Annotated in this window: 15 protein-coding genes; 2 read left to right on the top strand and 13 right to left on the bottom strand. The window is 68.4% G+C overall.

Annotation, left to right across the window (positions count from 1 at the left end; all coding sequences use genetic code 11):
• Positions 1-25 precede the first annotated feature (25 nt).
• The 4 genes from F615_RS0103310 to F615_RS0103325 form a co-directional block, all read right to left on the bottom strand.
• Positions 26-1,015, bottom strand: a complete 990-nt coding sequence (locus F615_RS0103310; protein WP_019559750.1) for a beta-ketoacyl-ACP synthase III — start codon at positions 1,013-1,015, stop codon at positions 26-28.
• On the bottom strand, positions 1,012-2,139 hold the full coding sequence (gene plsX, locus F615_RS0103315; RefSeq protein WP_051090178.1) for a phosphate acyltransferase PlsX: 1,128 nt from the start codon (positions 2,137-2,139) through the stop codon (positions 1,012-1,014). Before plsX ends, F615_RS0103310 begins: the two co-directional genes overlap by 4 nt.
• Before the next feature lie 176 nt (positions 2,140-2,315).
• Positions 2,316-2,498, bottom strand: coding sequence for a 50S ribosomal protein L32 (gene rpmF, locus F615_RS0103320; RefSeq protein ID WP_019559752.1), 183 nt, complete (start codon positions 2,496-2,498; stop codon positions 2,316-2,318).
• 80 nt (positions 2,499-2,578) lie between these two features.
• Positions 2,579-3,142, bottom strand: a complete 564-nt coding sequence (locus F615_RS0103325; RefSeq protein WP_019559753.1) for a YceD family protein — start codon at positions 3,140-3,142, stop codon at positions 2,579-2,581.
• Between the two features lie 44 nt (positions 3,143-3,186).
• Between F615_RS0103325 and F615_RS0103330 the strand changes: the two genes are divergently transcribed.
• The gene (locus F615_RS0103330) at positions 3,187-3,792 is read left to right on the top strand and encodes a Maf family nucleotide pyrophosphatase (protein WP_026329982.1); all 606 of its coding nucleotides are present in this window, start codon (positions 3,187-3,189) and stop codon (positions 3,790-3,792) included.
• Positions 3,789-4,571 carry an SAM-dependent methyltransferase gene (locus F615_RS0103335; RefSeq protein ID WP_019559755.1) on the top strand — a complete coding sequence of 261 codons (783 nt, stop codon included), beginning with the start codon at positions 3,789-3,791 and terminating at the stop codon, positions 4,569-4,571. Before F615_RS0103330 ends, F615_RS0103335 begins: the two co-directional genes overlap by 4 nt.
• Positions 4,572-4,577: 6 nt before the next feature.
• Here F615_RS0103335 and F615_RS0103340 read toward each other — a convergent pair whose 3' ends face one another.
• From F615_RS0103340 to F615_RS17695, 9 genes are read right to left on the bottom strand one after another with little or no spacing between them, the layout of a single operon-like run.
• Positions 4,578-6,038, bottom strand: coding sequence for a DEAD/DEAH box helicase (locus F615_RS0103340; protein ID WP_019559756.1), 1,461 nt, complete (start codon positions 6,036-6,038; stop codon positions 4,578-4,580).
• A gap of 8 nt (positions 6,039-6,046) precedes the next feature.
• Complete coding sequence (locus F615_RS0103345; protein ID WP_033370916.1) at positions 6,047-7,987, bottom strand: polysaccharide biosynthesis protein; 1,941 nt, start codon at positions 7,985-7,987, stop codon at positions 6,047-6,049.
• A 2-nt stretch (positions 7,988-7,989) separates the two neighbouring features.
• Positions 7,990-8,589 (bottom strand): sugar transferase, encoded by a 600-nt coding sequence (locus F615_RS0103350; RefSeq protein WP_019559758.1) that lies wholly within the window; start codon positions 8,587-8,589, stop codon positions 7,990-7,992.
• 3 nt (positions 8,590-8,592) lie between these two features.
• Positions 8,593-9,762, bottom strand: coding sequence for a DegT/DnrJ/EryC1/StrS family aminotransferase (locus tag F615_RS0103355; protein ID WP_019559759.1), 1,170 nt, complete (start codon positions 9,760-9,762; stop codon positions 8,593-8,595).
• Positions 9,759-10,457 carry a class I SAM-dependent methyltransferase gene (locus F615_RS0103360; protein WP_019559760.1) on the bottom strand — a complete coding sequence of 233 codons (699 nt, stop codon included), beginning with the start codon at positions 10,455-10,457 and terminating at the stop codon, positions 9,759-9,761. The genes F615_RS0103355 and F615_RS0103360 overlap by 4 nt, the downstream gene beginning before the upstream one ends.
• A gap of 7 nt (positions 10,458-10,464) precedes the next feature.
• On the bottom strand, positions 10,465-11,472 hold the full coding sequence (locus F615_RS0103365; protein WP_019559761.1) for a glycosyltransferase family 2 protein: 1,008 nt from the start codon (positions 11,470-11,472) through the stop codon (positions 10,465-10,467).
• Entirely contained in the window at positions 11,472-12,539 is a 1,068-nt protein-coding gene (locus tag F615_RS0103370; protein WP_019559762.1) for a glycosyltransferase, read from the bottom strand. The genes F615_RS0103365 and F615_RS0103370 overlap by 1 nt, the downstream gene beginning before the upstream one ends.
• On the bottom strand, positions 12,536-13,114 hold the full coding sequence (locus F615_RS0103375; protein WP_019559763.1) for an acyltransferase: 579 nt from the start codon (positions 13,112-13,114) through the stop codon (positions 12,536-12,538). Before F615_RS0103375 ends, F615_RS0103370 begins: the two co-directional genes overlap by 4 nt.
• A 23-nt stretch (positions 13,115-13,137) precedes the next feature.
• Positions 13,138-14,379 carry an MATE family efflux transporter gene (locus F615_RS17695; protein WP_019559764.1) on the bottom strand — a complete coding sequence of 414 codons (1,242 nt, stop codon included), beginning with the start codon at positions 14,377-14,379 and terminating at the stop codon, positions 13,138-13,140.
• Positions 14,380-14,388 lie beyond the last annotated feature (9 nt).

The following is a 14,388-nucleotide window of genomic DNA, read 5'->3' on the forward strand; positions in this document are numbered from 1 at the left end:
GCGGCGGCCATGCCGCCGCGTTCGTTCAGTAATCGAGCAACACCGCACCCCAGGTGAAGCCGCCGCCGACGCCTTCGAGCAGCAAGGTGTCTCCCCGCTGGATGCGGCCTTGCCGCACGGCATGGTCCAGCGCCAGCGGGATGGAGGCCGCCGAGGTATTGCCATGCTCGTCCACGGTGACGATGAGCTTGTCCTGTGGCAGCTTCAGCTTCTTGGCCGTCCCCTGCATGATGCGGATGTTGGCTTGGTGCGGGATCAGCCAGTCGATGTCGCTGTCTTGACGGCCGGCCTTGTCGAGCACGGCGCGGGCCACTTCGTCGAGCACCTTGACGGCCAGCTTGAACACCGCCTGACCGTCCATCTTGAGGAAGGGCTCGCCCAGCACCTGGCCGCCGCTGACCGTGCCTGGGGTACACAGCACCCCGGAATGGCTGCCATCGGCATGCAGCTCGGTGGCCAGGATGCCCGGGCGGTCGCTGGCTTCGAGCACGACGGCGCCGGCACCGTCGCCGAACAAGACGCAGGTGGTGCGGTCTTTGAAGTCGAGGATGCGCGAAAAGACCTCGGCGCCCACCACCAGGGCGCAATGCGCCGCGCCGGACTTGATCATCGCATCGGCCACGCTGAGCGCGTAGACGAAGCCCGAGCACACGGCCTGCACATCGAACGCCGGGCAACCGGCCACCCCCAGCTTGTGTTGCAACAAGCAAGCCGTGGACGGGAACACCATGTCCGGGGTGGAGGTGGCCACGATGATGAGGTCGATGTCGGCCGCCGAGCGTCCGGCGGCCTCCAACGCATGCCGAGCCGCGTGCAGGGCCAAGTCGCTCGAGGCGACGTCGGGCGCGGCGAAATGACGCGCCCGGATGCCCGTGCGCTCGACGATCCAGGCATCGGAAGTTTCGATGCCCTGGGCCGCCAATTCGGCCGCGAACTCGGCATTGGTCACACGGCGCGGCGGCAGGTAGCTGCCGGTGCCGGTGATGCGGGAATAGCGATCAGAAAAAAGGGTCATGCCGTCTGGGCGACCGGCGCGGGCGCCGCTGCCTCACCGTTGGCCGGCAAGGCCTGCAGGGTTTCGACGATCCGATCGTGCACCCGGTCGAGCAACCGGTTCCGGGCCGCATCATACGCCCGATTCAGCGCCTGCTCGAATGCGAAAGCATCGGCCGAGCCATGGCTCTTGAAGACCAGGCCGCGCAACCCGAGCAAGGCCGCGCCGTTGTAGCGCCGGTGATCGACGCGCTTTTTGAAGTGGTTGAGCACCGGAAGTGCCACGATCGCCGCAAGTTTGGTGAAGATGTTGCGTGTGAACTCTTGCTTGATGAAGCGGGTGAGCATCGAGGCCAGGCCTTCGGCCGTCTTGAGCGCGACATTGCCCACGAAGCCATCACACACGACGATGTCGGTGCGGCCGGTGAAGATGTCGTTGCCCTCGACATTGCCGTAGAAGTTCAGATGCCCAGCCTGGGCGGCCGATCGCAGCAGCTCGGCGGCCTTTTTGATGGTTTCGCTGCCCTTGATCGCTTCTTCCCCGATGTTGAGCAAACCCACGCTGGGCTGGGCCTTGCCCTCCACCGCGCTGACCAGCGCACTGCCCATCAGCGCAAACTGCAGCAGGTGCTCGGGCTCGCAATCGACATTGGCGCCCAGGTCCAAAACGGTGGTGAAGCCATCGTTCTGGTTGGGCATCACGGTGGCAATGGCAGGGCGATCGATGCCTTGCAGGGTTTTGAGCACGTAGCGCGAGACGGCCATCAAGGCCCCGGTGTTGCCAGCCGAGACACAGGCATCGGCCGCCGCGCGACCGTCCTCGCCGGGCTTGACCTGGCTGATGGCCACGCGCATGGAGGAATCCTTTTTGCGCCGCAAGGCCACCTCCACCGGATCGTCCATCTCGACCACTTCGCTGGCCTCGACCACGGTACAACGCGGCCAAGCGCGCGCCGGCGCCAGCGCTTCGGCACGCCCAACGAGAATGAGCTCGGCCTCGGGATGCGAAGCCAGAAACGCTTGACAGGCCGGCAAGGTCACGGACGGGCCGTGGTCGCCGCCCATGCAGTCGACGGCCAAGCGCACGACGCGCGTCGCAGCAGGCGTCGCCGACGCAGACGCCACCCTCTGGGTCGTGGAATTCATGGCAGGCGTGGGCAGACCGACATCAGATCACTCGCCCGGGCCGCTGCGGCACGATCAAGCCCACACCGGGCCGCCCAAGAGACCAAGCAGGCCACAGAGCCGGGCAGGCACAAGCCGCCGGCGCCCCGCTTGGGCATCGGCAACCGATGCGACTGCACTCCCATGACGCTGCAGGATCAGGCGTCGGCCTTGGTCTTGAGGACCTTGCGGCCGCGGTAGAAACCGCTGGGGCTGATGTGATGACGCAGGTGAACTTCGCCGGTGGTGGGCTCGATCGCCGTGCCCGGAGGGGTCAAGGCATTGTGCGAACGGTGCATCCCACGCTTGGAAGGCGACTTCTTGTTCTGTTGAACGGCCATGGCTCGCTCCTTGGAAAACCTGTCATTTTAGCATGGCCGTCATGGGCCGGTCTGGCTGACCCGCACGCCTGCGCATGGCCTCAGGTGAGCCTGCGTTTGAGCGCGGCCAAGGCCGCAAAGGGATGGGGGCGTTCGGCCACGACCGGATCCGCATCCGTCGGGGCTGGCTCCCCCTCCACCGCAGCGGGATAACGGCAATCGGCATGCCGAGGCACCAAGGGCAGCGCCAGAATGAGTTCGTCTTCGACCAGTGCCTGCAGGTCCAGGCTGCGGTCGAGCACGAGGATGTCCTCTTCGACCTGGGCATCGAGTTCGGCCGCCTCGCGCTCATCGCGCACGAAGCGGAAACTGCGGTCGACTTCGAGCACCACGTCGACCGGATTCAGACAACGCTGGCACTGCAGCCGCACGGTCGCCCGCGCCCCCAGGTGCAGCCACACCTCGGCCGGCGCGCCGAGGCGATCGACACGCTGCCCGTGCGCCTCCCAGAGCACCTCCCGTCCTGCCGGGGCGACCCCGTCGACCTGGCTTTCCGCCAGCCGCGGCAACGCTGCAAGCAGCCAGCGGCCTTGCAGTTGCCCGGCGTCGCGGGCGAAGCGTTCCATGTCCAGGCGTTGCGCGTCGAAGGGCTTGGCGGACTTCATGCCAGCAGTGTAGCCCGATGGCGAGCGACAATGGCGGCATGTCCATGCCATCCATGCCCCGAGCCCTGATCCTGGGCTCCACGTCCCCGTATCGCCGTGAGCTGCTGCAGCGTTTGCGGCTGCCGTTCGACGTGGAGCCGCCCCATGTCGATGAAACCCCTCGCCCGGATGAGACGCCGGCGTTGTTGGCGCTGCGCCTGGCCTTGGCCAAGGCCCATGAGGTCGCCTCCCGCCATCCCGAAGCGGTGGTGATCGGCTCGGACCAGGTGGCCGACCTGGACGGCCGGCCCGTGGGCAAGCCAGGTCATCGGGCTCGAGCCTTGGCGCAGTTGCAAGAGATGAGTGGGCGCACGGTGATCTTTCAGACCGCCGTGGCCGTGGTTTGTCAGGCCACCGGCTTCGAGCAGGCCGCGCTGGTGCCGGTGACGGTGAAGTTCCGAGCCTTGTCGCAGCCCGAGATCGAGGCCTATCTCGATGCCGAGCAGCCTTATGACTGCGCCGGCAGCGCCAAGGTCGAGGGCTTGGGCATTGCCTTGCTGCGCGCCGTGGAAAGCGACGACCCGACCGCGCTGATCGGCCTGCCCTTGATCCGCACCTGCGAGTTGCTGCGTGCCGCCGGGGTGCCGCTGCTGGGTTCGGGGGTTCGATGAGCACCGGCAGGCTGTGGTTGGTGCCCACCCCGTTGGACTTCGGCACGCTGGATGCCGGCGGGCAGGCGCCCGACCTGCGCGAGGTCTTGCCCATGGGCACGCTGCGCACGGCGGCCCGTCTGTCGCATTGGGTGGTGGAAAACGCCAAGACCGCGCGCGCGTTCCTCAAGCGCGTGCATGCGGTGGTGCCTCTGGCCCAACCGCTGCAGTCCTTGCAGATCCAGGAGTTGCCGCGCGGGTCGAAGGGCCCCCACGGAACGCCCCCCGCGGTGCCCGAGCACTTGCTGCAGCCGGCGCTGTCGGGGCTGGAGATGGGACTCATGTCCGAAGCAGGCATGCCGGCGGTGGCCGATCCGGGCGCCGAGCTGGTGCGCCGCGCGCAGGCGCTGGGCCTGACCGTCACTCCGCTGGTCGGCCCGTCGGCCTTGCTGCTGGCCCTGGCCGCCAGCGGCATGAATGGGCAAAGCTTCGCCTTCGTGGGCTATCTGCCGGTGGACGAGACGGCGCGCGCGACACGCATTCGTGAACTGGAAGGGGTGTCGCGGCGGCTGGGACAAACGCAGCTGATGATCGAAACGCCGTACCGCAACGCCGCGCTCTTTCGAGCGCTGTTGCAGCACTTGCATCCCAGCACCCAGCTGGCGGTGGCCTGCGGCCTGACCTTGGAGGACGGCTGGAACCACAGCGCGCCGGTGGCGCAGTGGCGCGAGGGCCGCGGCGCGGCCGCCCGGCACGTGCCGGCAGACCGCCCCGCAGTGTTTGCCTTGTGGGCGCGCTGAGCGCCTTCACGCCGCCGGCTTCTTGCCACCACTGCCGCCCAGCAAGACCGCCACTTTGCGCTTGGGCCGGATGTAGGCCGACAGCGATTTCGGCCCCGGCACGGGCACGGCGCTGCGTTCACGCTCCCAGGCCGGAGGCTCGGTGCGCTCGATGGGGGGCTCGTAGGGCTGGCTGAAGATGGGATCGCTGGGTTGTGCGCGCGGCGGCGCCGCACGGGGCGCCGCGCCGTCTGCGACCGGGCCGGCCGCCGTCGGGAGCTCGTCGTCTGGGCGGCGTCGCGGCCGGCGCGGGCGCTCGTCGTCCAGCTCCAGGGGCTCGATGTCGATTTTCTTCTTCAAGAGCTTTTCGATCTCGGCCACCAGGCGCTGATCGTTGCGCGACACGAAGGAAATCGCCAAGCCCGAGGCCCCGGCGCGGCCGGTGCGGCCGATGCGGTGCACGTAGTCTTCGGCGTTGAAGGGAATGTCGAAATTGAAGACGGCCGGCAAGTCGGCGATGTCCAGGCCGCGGGCGGCCACATCGGTGGCCACCAGCAGTTCGACCTCGCCACGCTTGAAGGCGTCCAGTGCTTTGAGACGCTCGTCCTGCGACTTGTCGCCGTGCAGCGCAGTGGTCTTCAAGCCATCGCGCTCCAGCGCTCGGGCCAGGCGTGCCGCACCCAGCTTGGAGTTCACGAAAACGATGGCCTGGGTGATGGCGCGTTCGCGCAGCAACTGGCGCACGGCGCGACGCTTGTCCTCGTCTTCGACGCTGTAGAAGTGTTGCTCCACCGTGGCAGCGGTGGTGTTGGGCCGTGCCACCTCGACGAGCACCGGGTCGTGCAGGTAACTTTGCGCGAGCTTTTTGATCTCGGGCGAGAAGGTGGCCGAGAACAGCAGGGTCTGGCGCTGCTGGGGCAAGTAGCTCAGGATGCGCTGCAAATCGGGCAGGAAGCCGATGTCGAGCATGCGATCGGCTTCGTCGAGCACCACGTATTCCACCTGGCCGAGGTGGCAGTTCTTGGCCTGGATGTGGTCGAGCAAGCGGCCCGGAGTGGCGATGAGCACCTCGACGCCCGCCTTGAGCTCGGCCTCTTGGGGTTTCATGTCGACCCCACCGAACACGCAGGCCACCCGCAAGAGGGTGTAACGGGCATAGGCCTTGACGTTCTGGGCCACTTGGTCGGCCAGCTCGCGCGTGGGGGCCAGCACCAAAGCGCGCACCGGATGGCGCGCCGGCGACATGCTGGCGTTTTGGTGGCGCAGCATTTTCTGCAACAGCGGCAGCGAGAACGCGGCCGTCTTGCCCGTGCCGGTCTGGGCCGCGCCCATCACATCGCGGCCAGCCAGGACGATGGGGATCGCCTTGGCTTGGATGGGCGTCATGCGGGTGTAGCCCTGGTCCGCGATGGCCTTCTGGAGCACGGGGTCCAGGGGCAGGAGCGAGAACTCGCCAGGCTCGGCGGTTCCGATGGAAGGATCGGTCATGCCCCCAATTATCCGCCACCGGGCGGCGCATCATCGGCCCAGACCGCCCGCCCTCCGGCATCGGCCGCGGCGAGCGCCTCGCCGGCGGGCCGGTATTCCGGCACGTGACGGCGCAACCAGGCGCGCACTTCGCGGTCGTCGCCGTCGGCCAGCAGTTCGACCGAGCGGGCCAGTTCGGCCACCCAGGTCTCGTCACCTTGCACGCCCAGCCGAGCGATGCGCAGGCGCGCAAACCGCGTGGGCAGGGTGGTGTCGGCATCGGCCAGCAGCTCTTCGTAGAGTTTTTCTCCGGGACGCAGCCCGGTGTAGACGATGGGAATCTCGTCCAGGCTGTGACCCGACAAACGGATCAGGTCCTGCGCGAGCTGGGCAATGCGCACCGGCTCGCCCATGTCCAGCACGAAGACTTGCCCCGACTCGCCGATCACCGCCGCTTGGATGACCAGGCGCGCCGCTTCGGCAATGGTCATGAAGTAACGGGTGATGTCGGGATGGGTGACGGTGACCGGACCGCCCTGCGCGATTTGCGCCTGGAACTTGGGCACCACCGAGCCGCTGGAGCCCAGCACATTGCCGAAGCGCACGGCCATGAAGCGCGTGGCATGGCCCTGGGCGGCCAGGTGGGACAGCACCATCTCGGCAGCGCGCTTGGTGGCGCCCATCACGTTGGTGGGGTTGACGGCCTTGTCGGTGGAAATGAGCACGAAGCGCGCCGCACCCGCTTCGGCAGCAGCACGGGCGGCATACAGCGTGCCCAGGGTGTTGTTGCGCAGTGCCGCCCAGGCATTGTGCTCCTCGGTCAGCGGCACGTGCTTGTAGGCTGCCGCATGGAAGACGATGTGCGGCCGCCAGGCCAGGCAGCAACGGCGCAGCTGGGCGGCATCGCGCACATCGCCCAGCAAGCGCACCAGCGGGATGTGCGGGAAACGCCGACCCAGTTCCTGCTCGATGGTGTAAAGCGCGTATTCGCTGTGCTCGAACAGCACCAGGCGCGCCGGACCGTATTGGGCCAGACGCCGGCACAGCTCCGAGCCGATGCTGCCGCCGGCGCCTGTGACCAGCACGGTGGCCCCCGACAGGCATTCGGCGATGCCTGCCTCGTCGAGCTGCACCGGCTCGCGGCCCAGCAGGTCTTCGGGCTCGATCTGTCGCACCCGGCCGACCTGTGAGCCTTCGATGAGCTCTTGCATCGTCGGCACGGTGAGCACCGGCAGTCCGCTGCGGCTGGCCAGCTCGATCACCCGGCGACGCTGCGGCAGGCGCAGCGAGGGCATGGCCACGATGAGATGGGTGGCGCCCAGGCGCTTGGCCTGCTCGTTCAGGCTGGCCAAAGGCCCCAACACGGGCACGCCGCCCAGACGGGCGCCTTGCTTGGCCGGATCGTCGTCGAGCAGACCCAGCACCACATACCCCTGGTGCTGGATGCCCGCCAGCAGCATGCGCGCAGCCTGGCCAGCGCCCAGCACCAAGGCGCGGCGTGGGGCATGCCCCCCCGGCGACAAGCGCTCGCGCAAATGCTCGTAGAACATGCGGTAGGCGATGCGCACGGCGATCAACCCCATCAGCGTGACCAGGGGATGCAGCGCCAGGACCGAGCGCGGGATCTTGCTCCAGCCCGCCATCAGCACGACCACCGCCGCCACCAGTCCTGCGCCCGCACAAACCCAGGCCAGGCGACGCACCTCGGAGAAACCGGCAAAACGCCACATCGCCTGCGGCACACGCAAGAGCACCAAGCCCAGCAGGTACAGAGCGATCACACCGGCCATCACCCACGGGTCATAGTCGGCACGGGCGCTGATCCAGCGCTCGAAGCCCAGCCGAAAGAGGTAGGTCAGGTTCCAGGCCGCAGCGATCACGGCCGCATCGATGCACAAGGACAGGCCCTGCCGGTGCGGACGCACCCGGGCCAGAACCCGTTCGATGGCCAGCCAGAAGCGCGTCTCCATGTTCAACGCCCCGCCCAGACGCGGCACAAGGTGCGCCACAACACCCGCACATCCGTGGCCAAGCGGGCATGGTCCACGTACTGGGCCGACAACCGCAGCTTGGCGGGCAAGATCTCCTCGACATAGGTGCGCTCCGGATCGCTTGCGCGGCCCAGGCGCTCGCTTTCGTCCAGATGCGCAAGCGAGGCCGGGTCGGTGAGGCCGGGACGCACCGACAGGAGCTTGTCACGCAGATGCTCGGGATACAGCGCCACGTAACGCGGCACCTCGGGCCGTGGGCCCACCAGGCTCATCTGGCCGCGCAGCACATCGATCAACTGCGGCAGCTCGTCGAGACGGTAGCGGCGCAAGAAGCGACCGGCGCGCGTGATGCGCGCATCTTGTCCGACGGTCAAGGACAGGCCGCTGCCGGCCGGGTCGTGCACCATGGTGCGGAACTTGTGGATGCGAAACAGCCGCCCCCCACGCCCGACACGCTCTTGACGGAACAAGACCGGCCCGGGCGAATCGAGCTTGATCCACAGCGCCAGGGCCAGCAGCAGCGGCGCAAGCAAAACCAGCCCCACCAGGGCCGCGCTGAAGTCGAAGGCACGCTTGAGCATGGCTCAGTCTCGCAAGGCTTCGCGCACAGCCTCGGTCACACGGTCGACGTCGGACTCGCGCATGCGGGTATACAGCGGCAGGCTCAGCAAGGTCTCGAAGGCCCGCTGGCTGTGCGGGAACTGCTCGGGACGCAGCCCGTAGCGATCGCGCCAATAGGGATGCAGATGCAAGGGGATGTAATGCACGCTGCAACCGATGCCCTTGGCGTAGAGCCGGTCGATCAGCGCATCGCGCCCCAGGGGGGCGTCCTCGCGCAGGCGCAGCGCGTAGAGATGCCAGGCATGGCGCTCGCCCTGCGCGGGCCGCGGCGGCAGCATCACCGGCAGGTCGGCCAACGCGGCGTCGTAGCGCTCGGCCAGCGCCTGACGGCGCCGTTGAAAGGCATCGGCGCGCTTGAGTTGGTGCAGGCCCAGCGCAGCGGCGATGTCGCTCAGGTTGTACTTGAAGCCCGGTGCGACGATTTCGTAATACCAACTCGGACGCGGGGCCGTGAAGCGGTCGAAGGCATCGCGGTCGATGCCATGCAAGCGCATCACACGGGCGCGGCGAGCCAGCGCTTCGTGGCGCGTGACCAGCATGCCGCCCTCCCCCGTGGTGATGGTTTTGTTGGCGTAAAAACTGAACACCGTCGCATCACTGTCGAGCGTGCCCACGAGTCGGCCGCCACAGGTGGCCGGCAGCGCGTGGGCGGCGTCCTCGACGATGCTCAAGCCATGCCGGCGCGCGAGGGCCGTCAGCGCCGGCATGTCCGCTGCCAGCCCCGCGTAGTGCACCGGAATGATGGCCTTGGTGCGGGGGGTGATGGCCGCCTGCACCGCCGCCGGATCGAGATTGAGCGTGGCCGGGTCGATGTCCACCAAGACCACGTCGGCCCCGAGGTAGCGCACCACCTCGGCCGTGGCGGTGAAGGTGTGCGTGGTGGTGATGACCTCATCGCCAGGACCGATGCCCAGCGCTTCGAGGGCCAGATGCAAGCCGGCCGTGGCGGAGTTCACCGCAATGCAGTGCAAGCCGGCATCGCCCAGATAGGCGGCAAAAGCGTCCTCGAAGCGGCGCGCCTTGGGACCGGTGGTGATCCAACCCGAGCGCAGGGTATCAACAACCTCGGCAATCTCGTCTTCGCCGATCTCCGGCAGCGCGAAGGGCAGAAAAGGCGGGGCAGCGGTGTTCATGCGGGTTTGGCAATCCAGGCCAGGACATGGGTGCGCAGCCAGGGCAGCGCATTGGCCACAGTGTAGGCAGACGGATGAAGACGCACGAGGGCGCGGGCCAGCGGCGGGGCCAGGGTGAGCCGGCGGGCGTGGACGTGCCCGCAGGGAAACAGCGCGCGCACCCGCCGCAAGGGCACCCCGCGCACGTCCGGGTTGCGCGGGTTGTCCACGGTAAAGTCATACCACAGCACGCCGCCGCCGGGGCGCACCCAGCGCCACATGGCCTCGGCCAAGGCCTGCTGCGCGGCGTCGTCCAGCAACGATGAAAACACGGTGGATTGCATCACCACGTCCTGGCTGGCTGGCGCCACCGGGGCTTGGCTGGCATCGCCGATGAGCACCCGCAGCGCCGCCGGCAGGCGCCGACGTGCGCGTTCAGCCCGCTCGGCCAACAATTCCAGGCCGATGAGATGCGCAGGGTCGAAGCCCAGCAGCAAGGCGTCGAGCAACAGACCGCCGGTGCCACAGCCGACTTCGACCAGGCAGCGCCGTGAGAGGTCGTGCCACCCCAGGCGCCGAAACAAGGCCGCGATGGCACGCTGGCGCTCCTGCCATGCCGCCAAGGCCGCCGGGTCGAGCAGGCTGTAGCGGGGATCGTCAGGCATGCGGCGGGCATAGCGCACGCGCACGGCCTCCAGTTCGGCAGGGGCAGTCATCGCATCCTCAACGGCTCAGCCGCCCCATGCTTGCGCGGGGCCGGCCTCGGCCCCAGGCATCGAAGGCGCCCAGCAGGAAGCCCAGGCCATAGCTCAGGTGGTATGTCGGTATCACCAGCAACAGCCAAGGCAGGTGAGCCCAGCGACTGCGCGCCGCAATGCACAGCGCAGCGACCCACACCGCGGCCAGGTACAGCCCGGGCACCAGCGCGCCCACCCATGCCGCCCCCAACCAGGCCGCTGGCAGGCTGCCGACCAGGCCCCACACCAGAGCCGCCGGCACCCAATGTCGCCAGGACGCGGCCCCCCGATGTTTGCGGATCACGAAGGGCTTCCAATAGCCATACTGCTGATACTGCCGCCACAAGGCCCCCAGGCTGTTGCGCGGACGGTAGGCGCAGCGGATGGCTGCCGATTGCCAGATGCGCCCCCCGCCACGGGTGATGCGCAGATTGTGTTCGTCATCTTGGTTGCGCACCAGGGTCTCGTCGAAGTCGCCAAAGCGCTCGAAAGTGGCTCGCGGCCAGCACCCCAAATAGACGGTATCGACCCAGCCGGTGTAATCCAGCTGGCGTGAGCGGGCGCCGCCGGCCAGCCAACGCGACTGAAAGGCCGCCGCAATGGCCGAGGACAGATCGCCTTCGCCCTGCGCCCGCCATGGGCCCCCGACGTTGTCCGCGCCGCTGGCCTGCAAGGCCGCCAGGCATTGCGCGATGTAGTCTGTGGCATACGTGGTGTGCACGTCCATGCGCACGATCACTTCCCCCCGACTGACCGCCAGCGCGCGGTTCAAGCCGCTGGAGACGATGCGTTGGGGATTGTCGATGACGCGCAGCCCGAAGCGTTGGGCATGGTCTTCCAGCCAGGCCCGGCTGCCGTCGTCGCTGTGGCCATCGGCCACCAGCACTTCCATCGTCCAGCCCTCGGGCAACTGCTGGGCCCGCAGCGAGGTGCAGAACGCCTCCAAGTGGGCGCGCTCGTTGCGGCAAGGCACGATGACCGAGACGGTGGGCATCAACGGCCTCCCTGGGTCAGCAGCTCACGGTACAGCGCGGCCATGCGGTCCATTTGTTCGTCGCGCGACACTTCGGGCACGACCCGACGGCGGTTGTGGCGGCCCATGGCCTCCAGGGTCTGGACGTCGGCGGCCAGCTCGACCAGGGCCTGCGCCAGCGCCTGCCCATCGCCCGCCGGCACCAGCCGGCCGCCCCGGCCATCGACCCACTGCCGGTTGGCCGGCAAGTCGCTGACGATCACGGCCAGCCCAGCGGCCATGGCTTCCAGCAACGCCACCGAGGTGGCATCGCTTTCTGGCACGGACACGGCCAAATGGGCGTTGCGCACGATCTCGGCCAGGCGGTCTTCATCGACACGGCCATGCCAGCGCACCACACCGTCCACACCCAGGGCCTGGGCCTGGGCGCGCAGCTCGGCCTCCAGCGGGCCGCCACCGCACAAATGCAATTCGAAGGACAGCCCCGGACGGCGCTCGCGCAATTGAGCCGCTGCGTGCAAGACGAGATCGATGCGGTAGTTGGGTTCCCAGTTGCGCAGGCTCACCAGACGCAAAGGAGTGGCGGTCTTGTGCACGGCGACGAACTTGGTCGTGTCCACGCCCCATAGCACCTGGTGCAAGGCTGCACGGGGGCGGTACGCGGCGATGGCCTCGAGCATGTCGCGGCTGTCGGCCGTGACGAGGTCGGCACGGCGCAGGGTCCAGCCGGTGAGCGCGCGCACCAGGCGGCTGTGGCGCGGACTGACCAACACGTCCGAGCCCCAGGCCGACAGGACCAAGGGATGCCGCCCCAGGCTGGCCGCCCAGAATCCGTAAGAAGTGAGATAGTGGCCATGCACCAGGTCGGGCTGCAGCTGGCCGGCCAGCGCACGCACCCTCGGCAAGGCGGCAAACCAGGGCCAGCGCCCCGGCGGGGTGTTCAAGGCATGGACCTGCGCCCCCGGCACTTCGCCATCCAGGCGGGAAATCACGCTGCAGCGAAAGCCGCGCTGTGCGATCGCACCCACCCAGCGGCGGGTGTGCACGCTGGTGGCATCGGCGACGAACAACAAGTGGGGCGCGCTCATCGGCCTGGCCAGCCTTGTCCGCAATAGGTCGACCGGATCTGCGGGTGAGGCTCGACCCAGGCCGCATCGCCCTGCCGCACATCGCCCACCACGCGGGCCGGCTGACCGGCCACGATGGCGTAGTCCGGAAACTCACCGTCCACATAGCTGAAGGCGCGCACCAGCACCCCGCGGCCCAGGCGAGTGCCGGGCATGATGACGCTGTGGGGCCCGATGAAGCAGTACGGACCAATCTCCGTCGATCGACGCACGAATCCCAGGGGCTGCGGATGACCGAAGTAATCCCGCCCCATCAAGCGCAAGGCGCGGTGGCTCGAATGCGTGAGCACCGAGACGTGATTGGTGATCTGGGTGCCTTCGCCGATTTTCAGACCGCCCGATGCATCGATGAAATTGTGATGTCCGATGAACACATGATCGCCCAGGTCCAGGAGTTCGGGGCTTTCCAGTTCGGTGCTGCTGCCAATGCGGGTGTGGGCCAACCACGCCCCGCTGGGGTGGCGATGGCCGTAGAGCATGCGCGGCCGCAGCAGCGCGCGCAGGGTTCGCAGGATCCAGGACTTGATCGGCATCATGGGCGAGCAACAGGCGCAACAGTCTACCGGCACGGCCGCAGCAGATCGCGCCAGCGCAGGCCGGCATGCCGACGAAACAGCGCCACCCCCCAGACCATGGCCAGCCCATAGGACAGCGAGGTGGCCACGGCCGCGCCCGTGGCACCCCAACGCGGCACCAGCCACAGGCAGGCCGCCAGATTGATCAGCAACGACAAGCCCGCCACCGCAGCCGACAAGCGCGGCTTGCCCAGGAAATTGGTGTAGTAGGCCGACAGCGTGGAGGCGCACCCATAGGCCCACACGCCGGGCAGCAGCCACAGCATCAGAGGCACGGCCTCGGCGTAGGGGGCGCCCAGCACCCGTGGCAAGACCCAGGCCGCCAGGGCCAACAGCACGGGCGCAGCGATCGACAGCACCGCCAGATTGAGGTGCACCAGCCGCAGGGTCAGCGCGGCGGCGGCCGCCGGCTCGGGTTGCCCGATGCGACCATAGGCCGCAGCGCTCACCGAGGAGGAGATGAACCACAGCAACTCCGTCACCGTCACGGCCACCGCGTACACGCCGGTGGAAGACAGGCCGCCGTAGGCTTCGACGATGAACAGATCGACACGGTAATTGAGCCAGCTGATCAGATTGGTCAGGCCCAGCACGGCACAAAAACCCGCCTGGGTGCGCCATGCCGACCAGTGCAGCGCCTGGACGCGCTGCTCGCGCCAGGCCCAGGCCGCACCGACCAGACCCACGAACACGCGCGCGCCCAACCAGGCGATCATGACCGCCCACAGACTGAGCGCTTGATCGGCCCAGGCCCAGACCGCCAGCACCAGCAGCGCCAGCGCCGGCGGCGCCACCGTGAGGACGTTGATCGGACCCATGCGCCCCAGCCCCAGGTACAGCCCCGAGACGGTGGGCGTCAGCAGCAGTGCCGACGCGGCCCAGGCCAAAGCCGGCAGATAGCGGTAGGCGGGCGCCTGCGACCATGCCCAGCCGGCCACCGCGAACACCAGCGCCGCGACGCCGCCGGCGACCACCGCCAGCCCCAGCGCCCCCCCCAGCCAGCGGGCGGCGGCTTCGCGGTGGTGCGACACCTGGCGGGCCACCACCAGACCGAAGCCGGAAAACATGGCCGCATACACGGCCTCGGTGGCCACCAGCAACGAGAACACCCCTTGCTCTTGCGGACCCTGGCGAGCCACCAGGCCCAACAAGACCAAGCCCAGCCCCACGGCCGCCAGTCGGCACAGGAAATGGCTGAGGGCCGAGCGGGTCAGGGAAGCAGGCATTGGGCGAGC

Origin of the sequence: Caldimonas manganoxidans ATCC BAA-369, assembly GCF_000381125.1 — a bacterium.
In the GTDB taxonomy this organism is placed as follows: Bacteria; Pseudomonadota; Gammaproteobacteria; order Burkholderiales; family Burkholderiaceae_C; genus Caldimonas; species Caldimonas manganoxidans.

Bases quoted from the DNA above. Each gene is read 5' to 3' on its own strand.
- F615_RS0103340 (WP_019559756.1), bottom strand. From the start codon at position 6,038: ATGACCGATCCTTCCATCGGAACCGCCGAGCCTGGCGAGTTCTCGCTC.
- F615_RS0103355 (WP_019559759.1), bottom strand. From the start codon at position 9,762: ATGAACACCGCTGCCCCGCCTTTTCTGCCCTTCGCGCTGCCGGAGATC.
- rpmF (WP_019559752.1), bottom strand. From the start codon at position 2,498: ATGGCCGTTCAACAGAACAAGAAGTCGCCTTCCAAGCGTGGGATGCAC.
- F615_RS0103345 (WP_033370916.1), bottom strand. From the start codon at position 7,987: ATGGAGACGCGCTTCTGGCTGGCCATCGAACGGGTTCTGGCCCGGGTG.
- F615_RS0103360 (WP_019559760.1), bottom strand. From the start codon at position 10,457: ATGACTGCCCCTGCCGAACTGGAGGCCGTGCGCGTGCGCTATGCCCGC.
- F615_RS0103325 (WP_019559753.1), bottom strand. From the start codon at position 3,142: ATGAAGTCCGCCAAGCCCTTCGACGCGCAACGCCTGGACATGGAACGC.
- plsX (WP_051090178.1), bottom strand. From the start codon at position 2,139: ATGAATTCCACGACCCAGAGGGTGGCGTCTGCGTCGGCGACGCCTGCT.
- F615_RS0103310 (WP_019559750.1), bottom strand. From the start codon at position 1,015: ATGACCCTTTTTTCTGATCGCTATTCCCGCATCACCGGCACCGGCAGC.
- F615_RS0103335 (WP_019559755.1), top strand. From the start codon at position 3,789: ATGAGCACCGGCAGGCTGTGGTTGGTGCCCACCCCGTTGGACTTCGGC.
- F615_RS0103350 (WP_019559758.1), bottom strand. From the start codon at position 8,589: ATGCTCAAGCGTGCCTTCGACTTCAGCGCGGCCCTGGTGGGGCTGGTT.
- F615_RS0103365 (WP_019559761.1), bottom strand. From the start codon at position 11,472: ATGCCCACCGTCTCGGTCATCGTGCCTTGCCGCAACGAGCGCGCCCAC.
- F615_RS0103330 (WP_026329982.1), top strand. From the start codon at position 3,187: ATGCCATCCATGCCCCGAGCCCTGATCCTGGGCTCCACGTCCCCGTAT.
- F615_RS0103375 (WP_019559763.1), bottom strand. From the start codon at position 13,114: ATGATGCCGATCAAGTCCTGGATCCTGCGAACCCTGCGCGCGCTGCTG.
- F615_RS17695 (WP_019559764.1), bottom strand. From the start codon at position 14,379: ATGCCTGCTTCCCTGACCCGCTCGGCCCTCAGCCATTTCCTGTGCCGA.
- F615_RS0103370 (WP_019559762.1), bottom strand. From the start codon at position 12,539: ATGAGCGCGCCCCACTTGTTGTTCGTCGCCGATGCCACCAGCGTGCAC.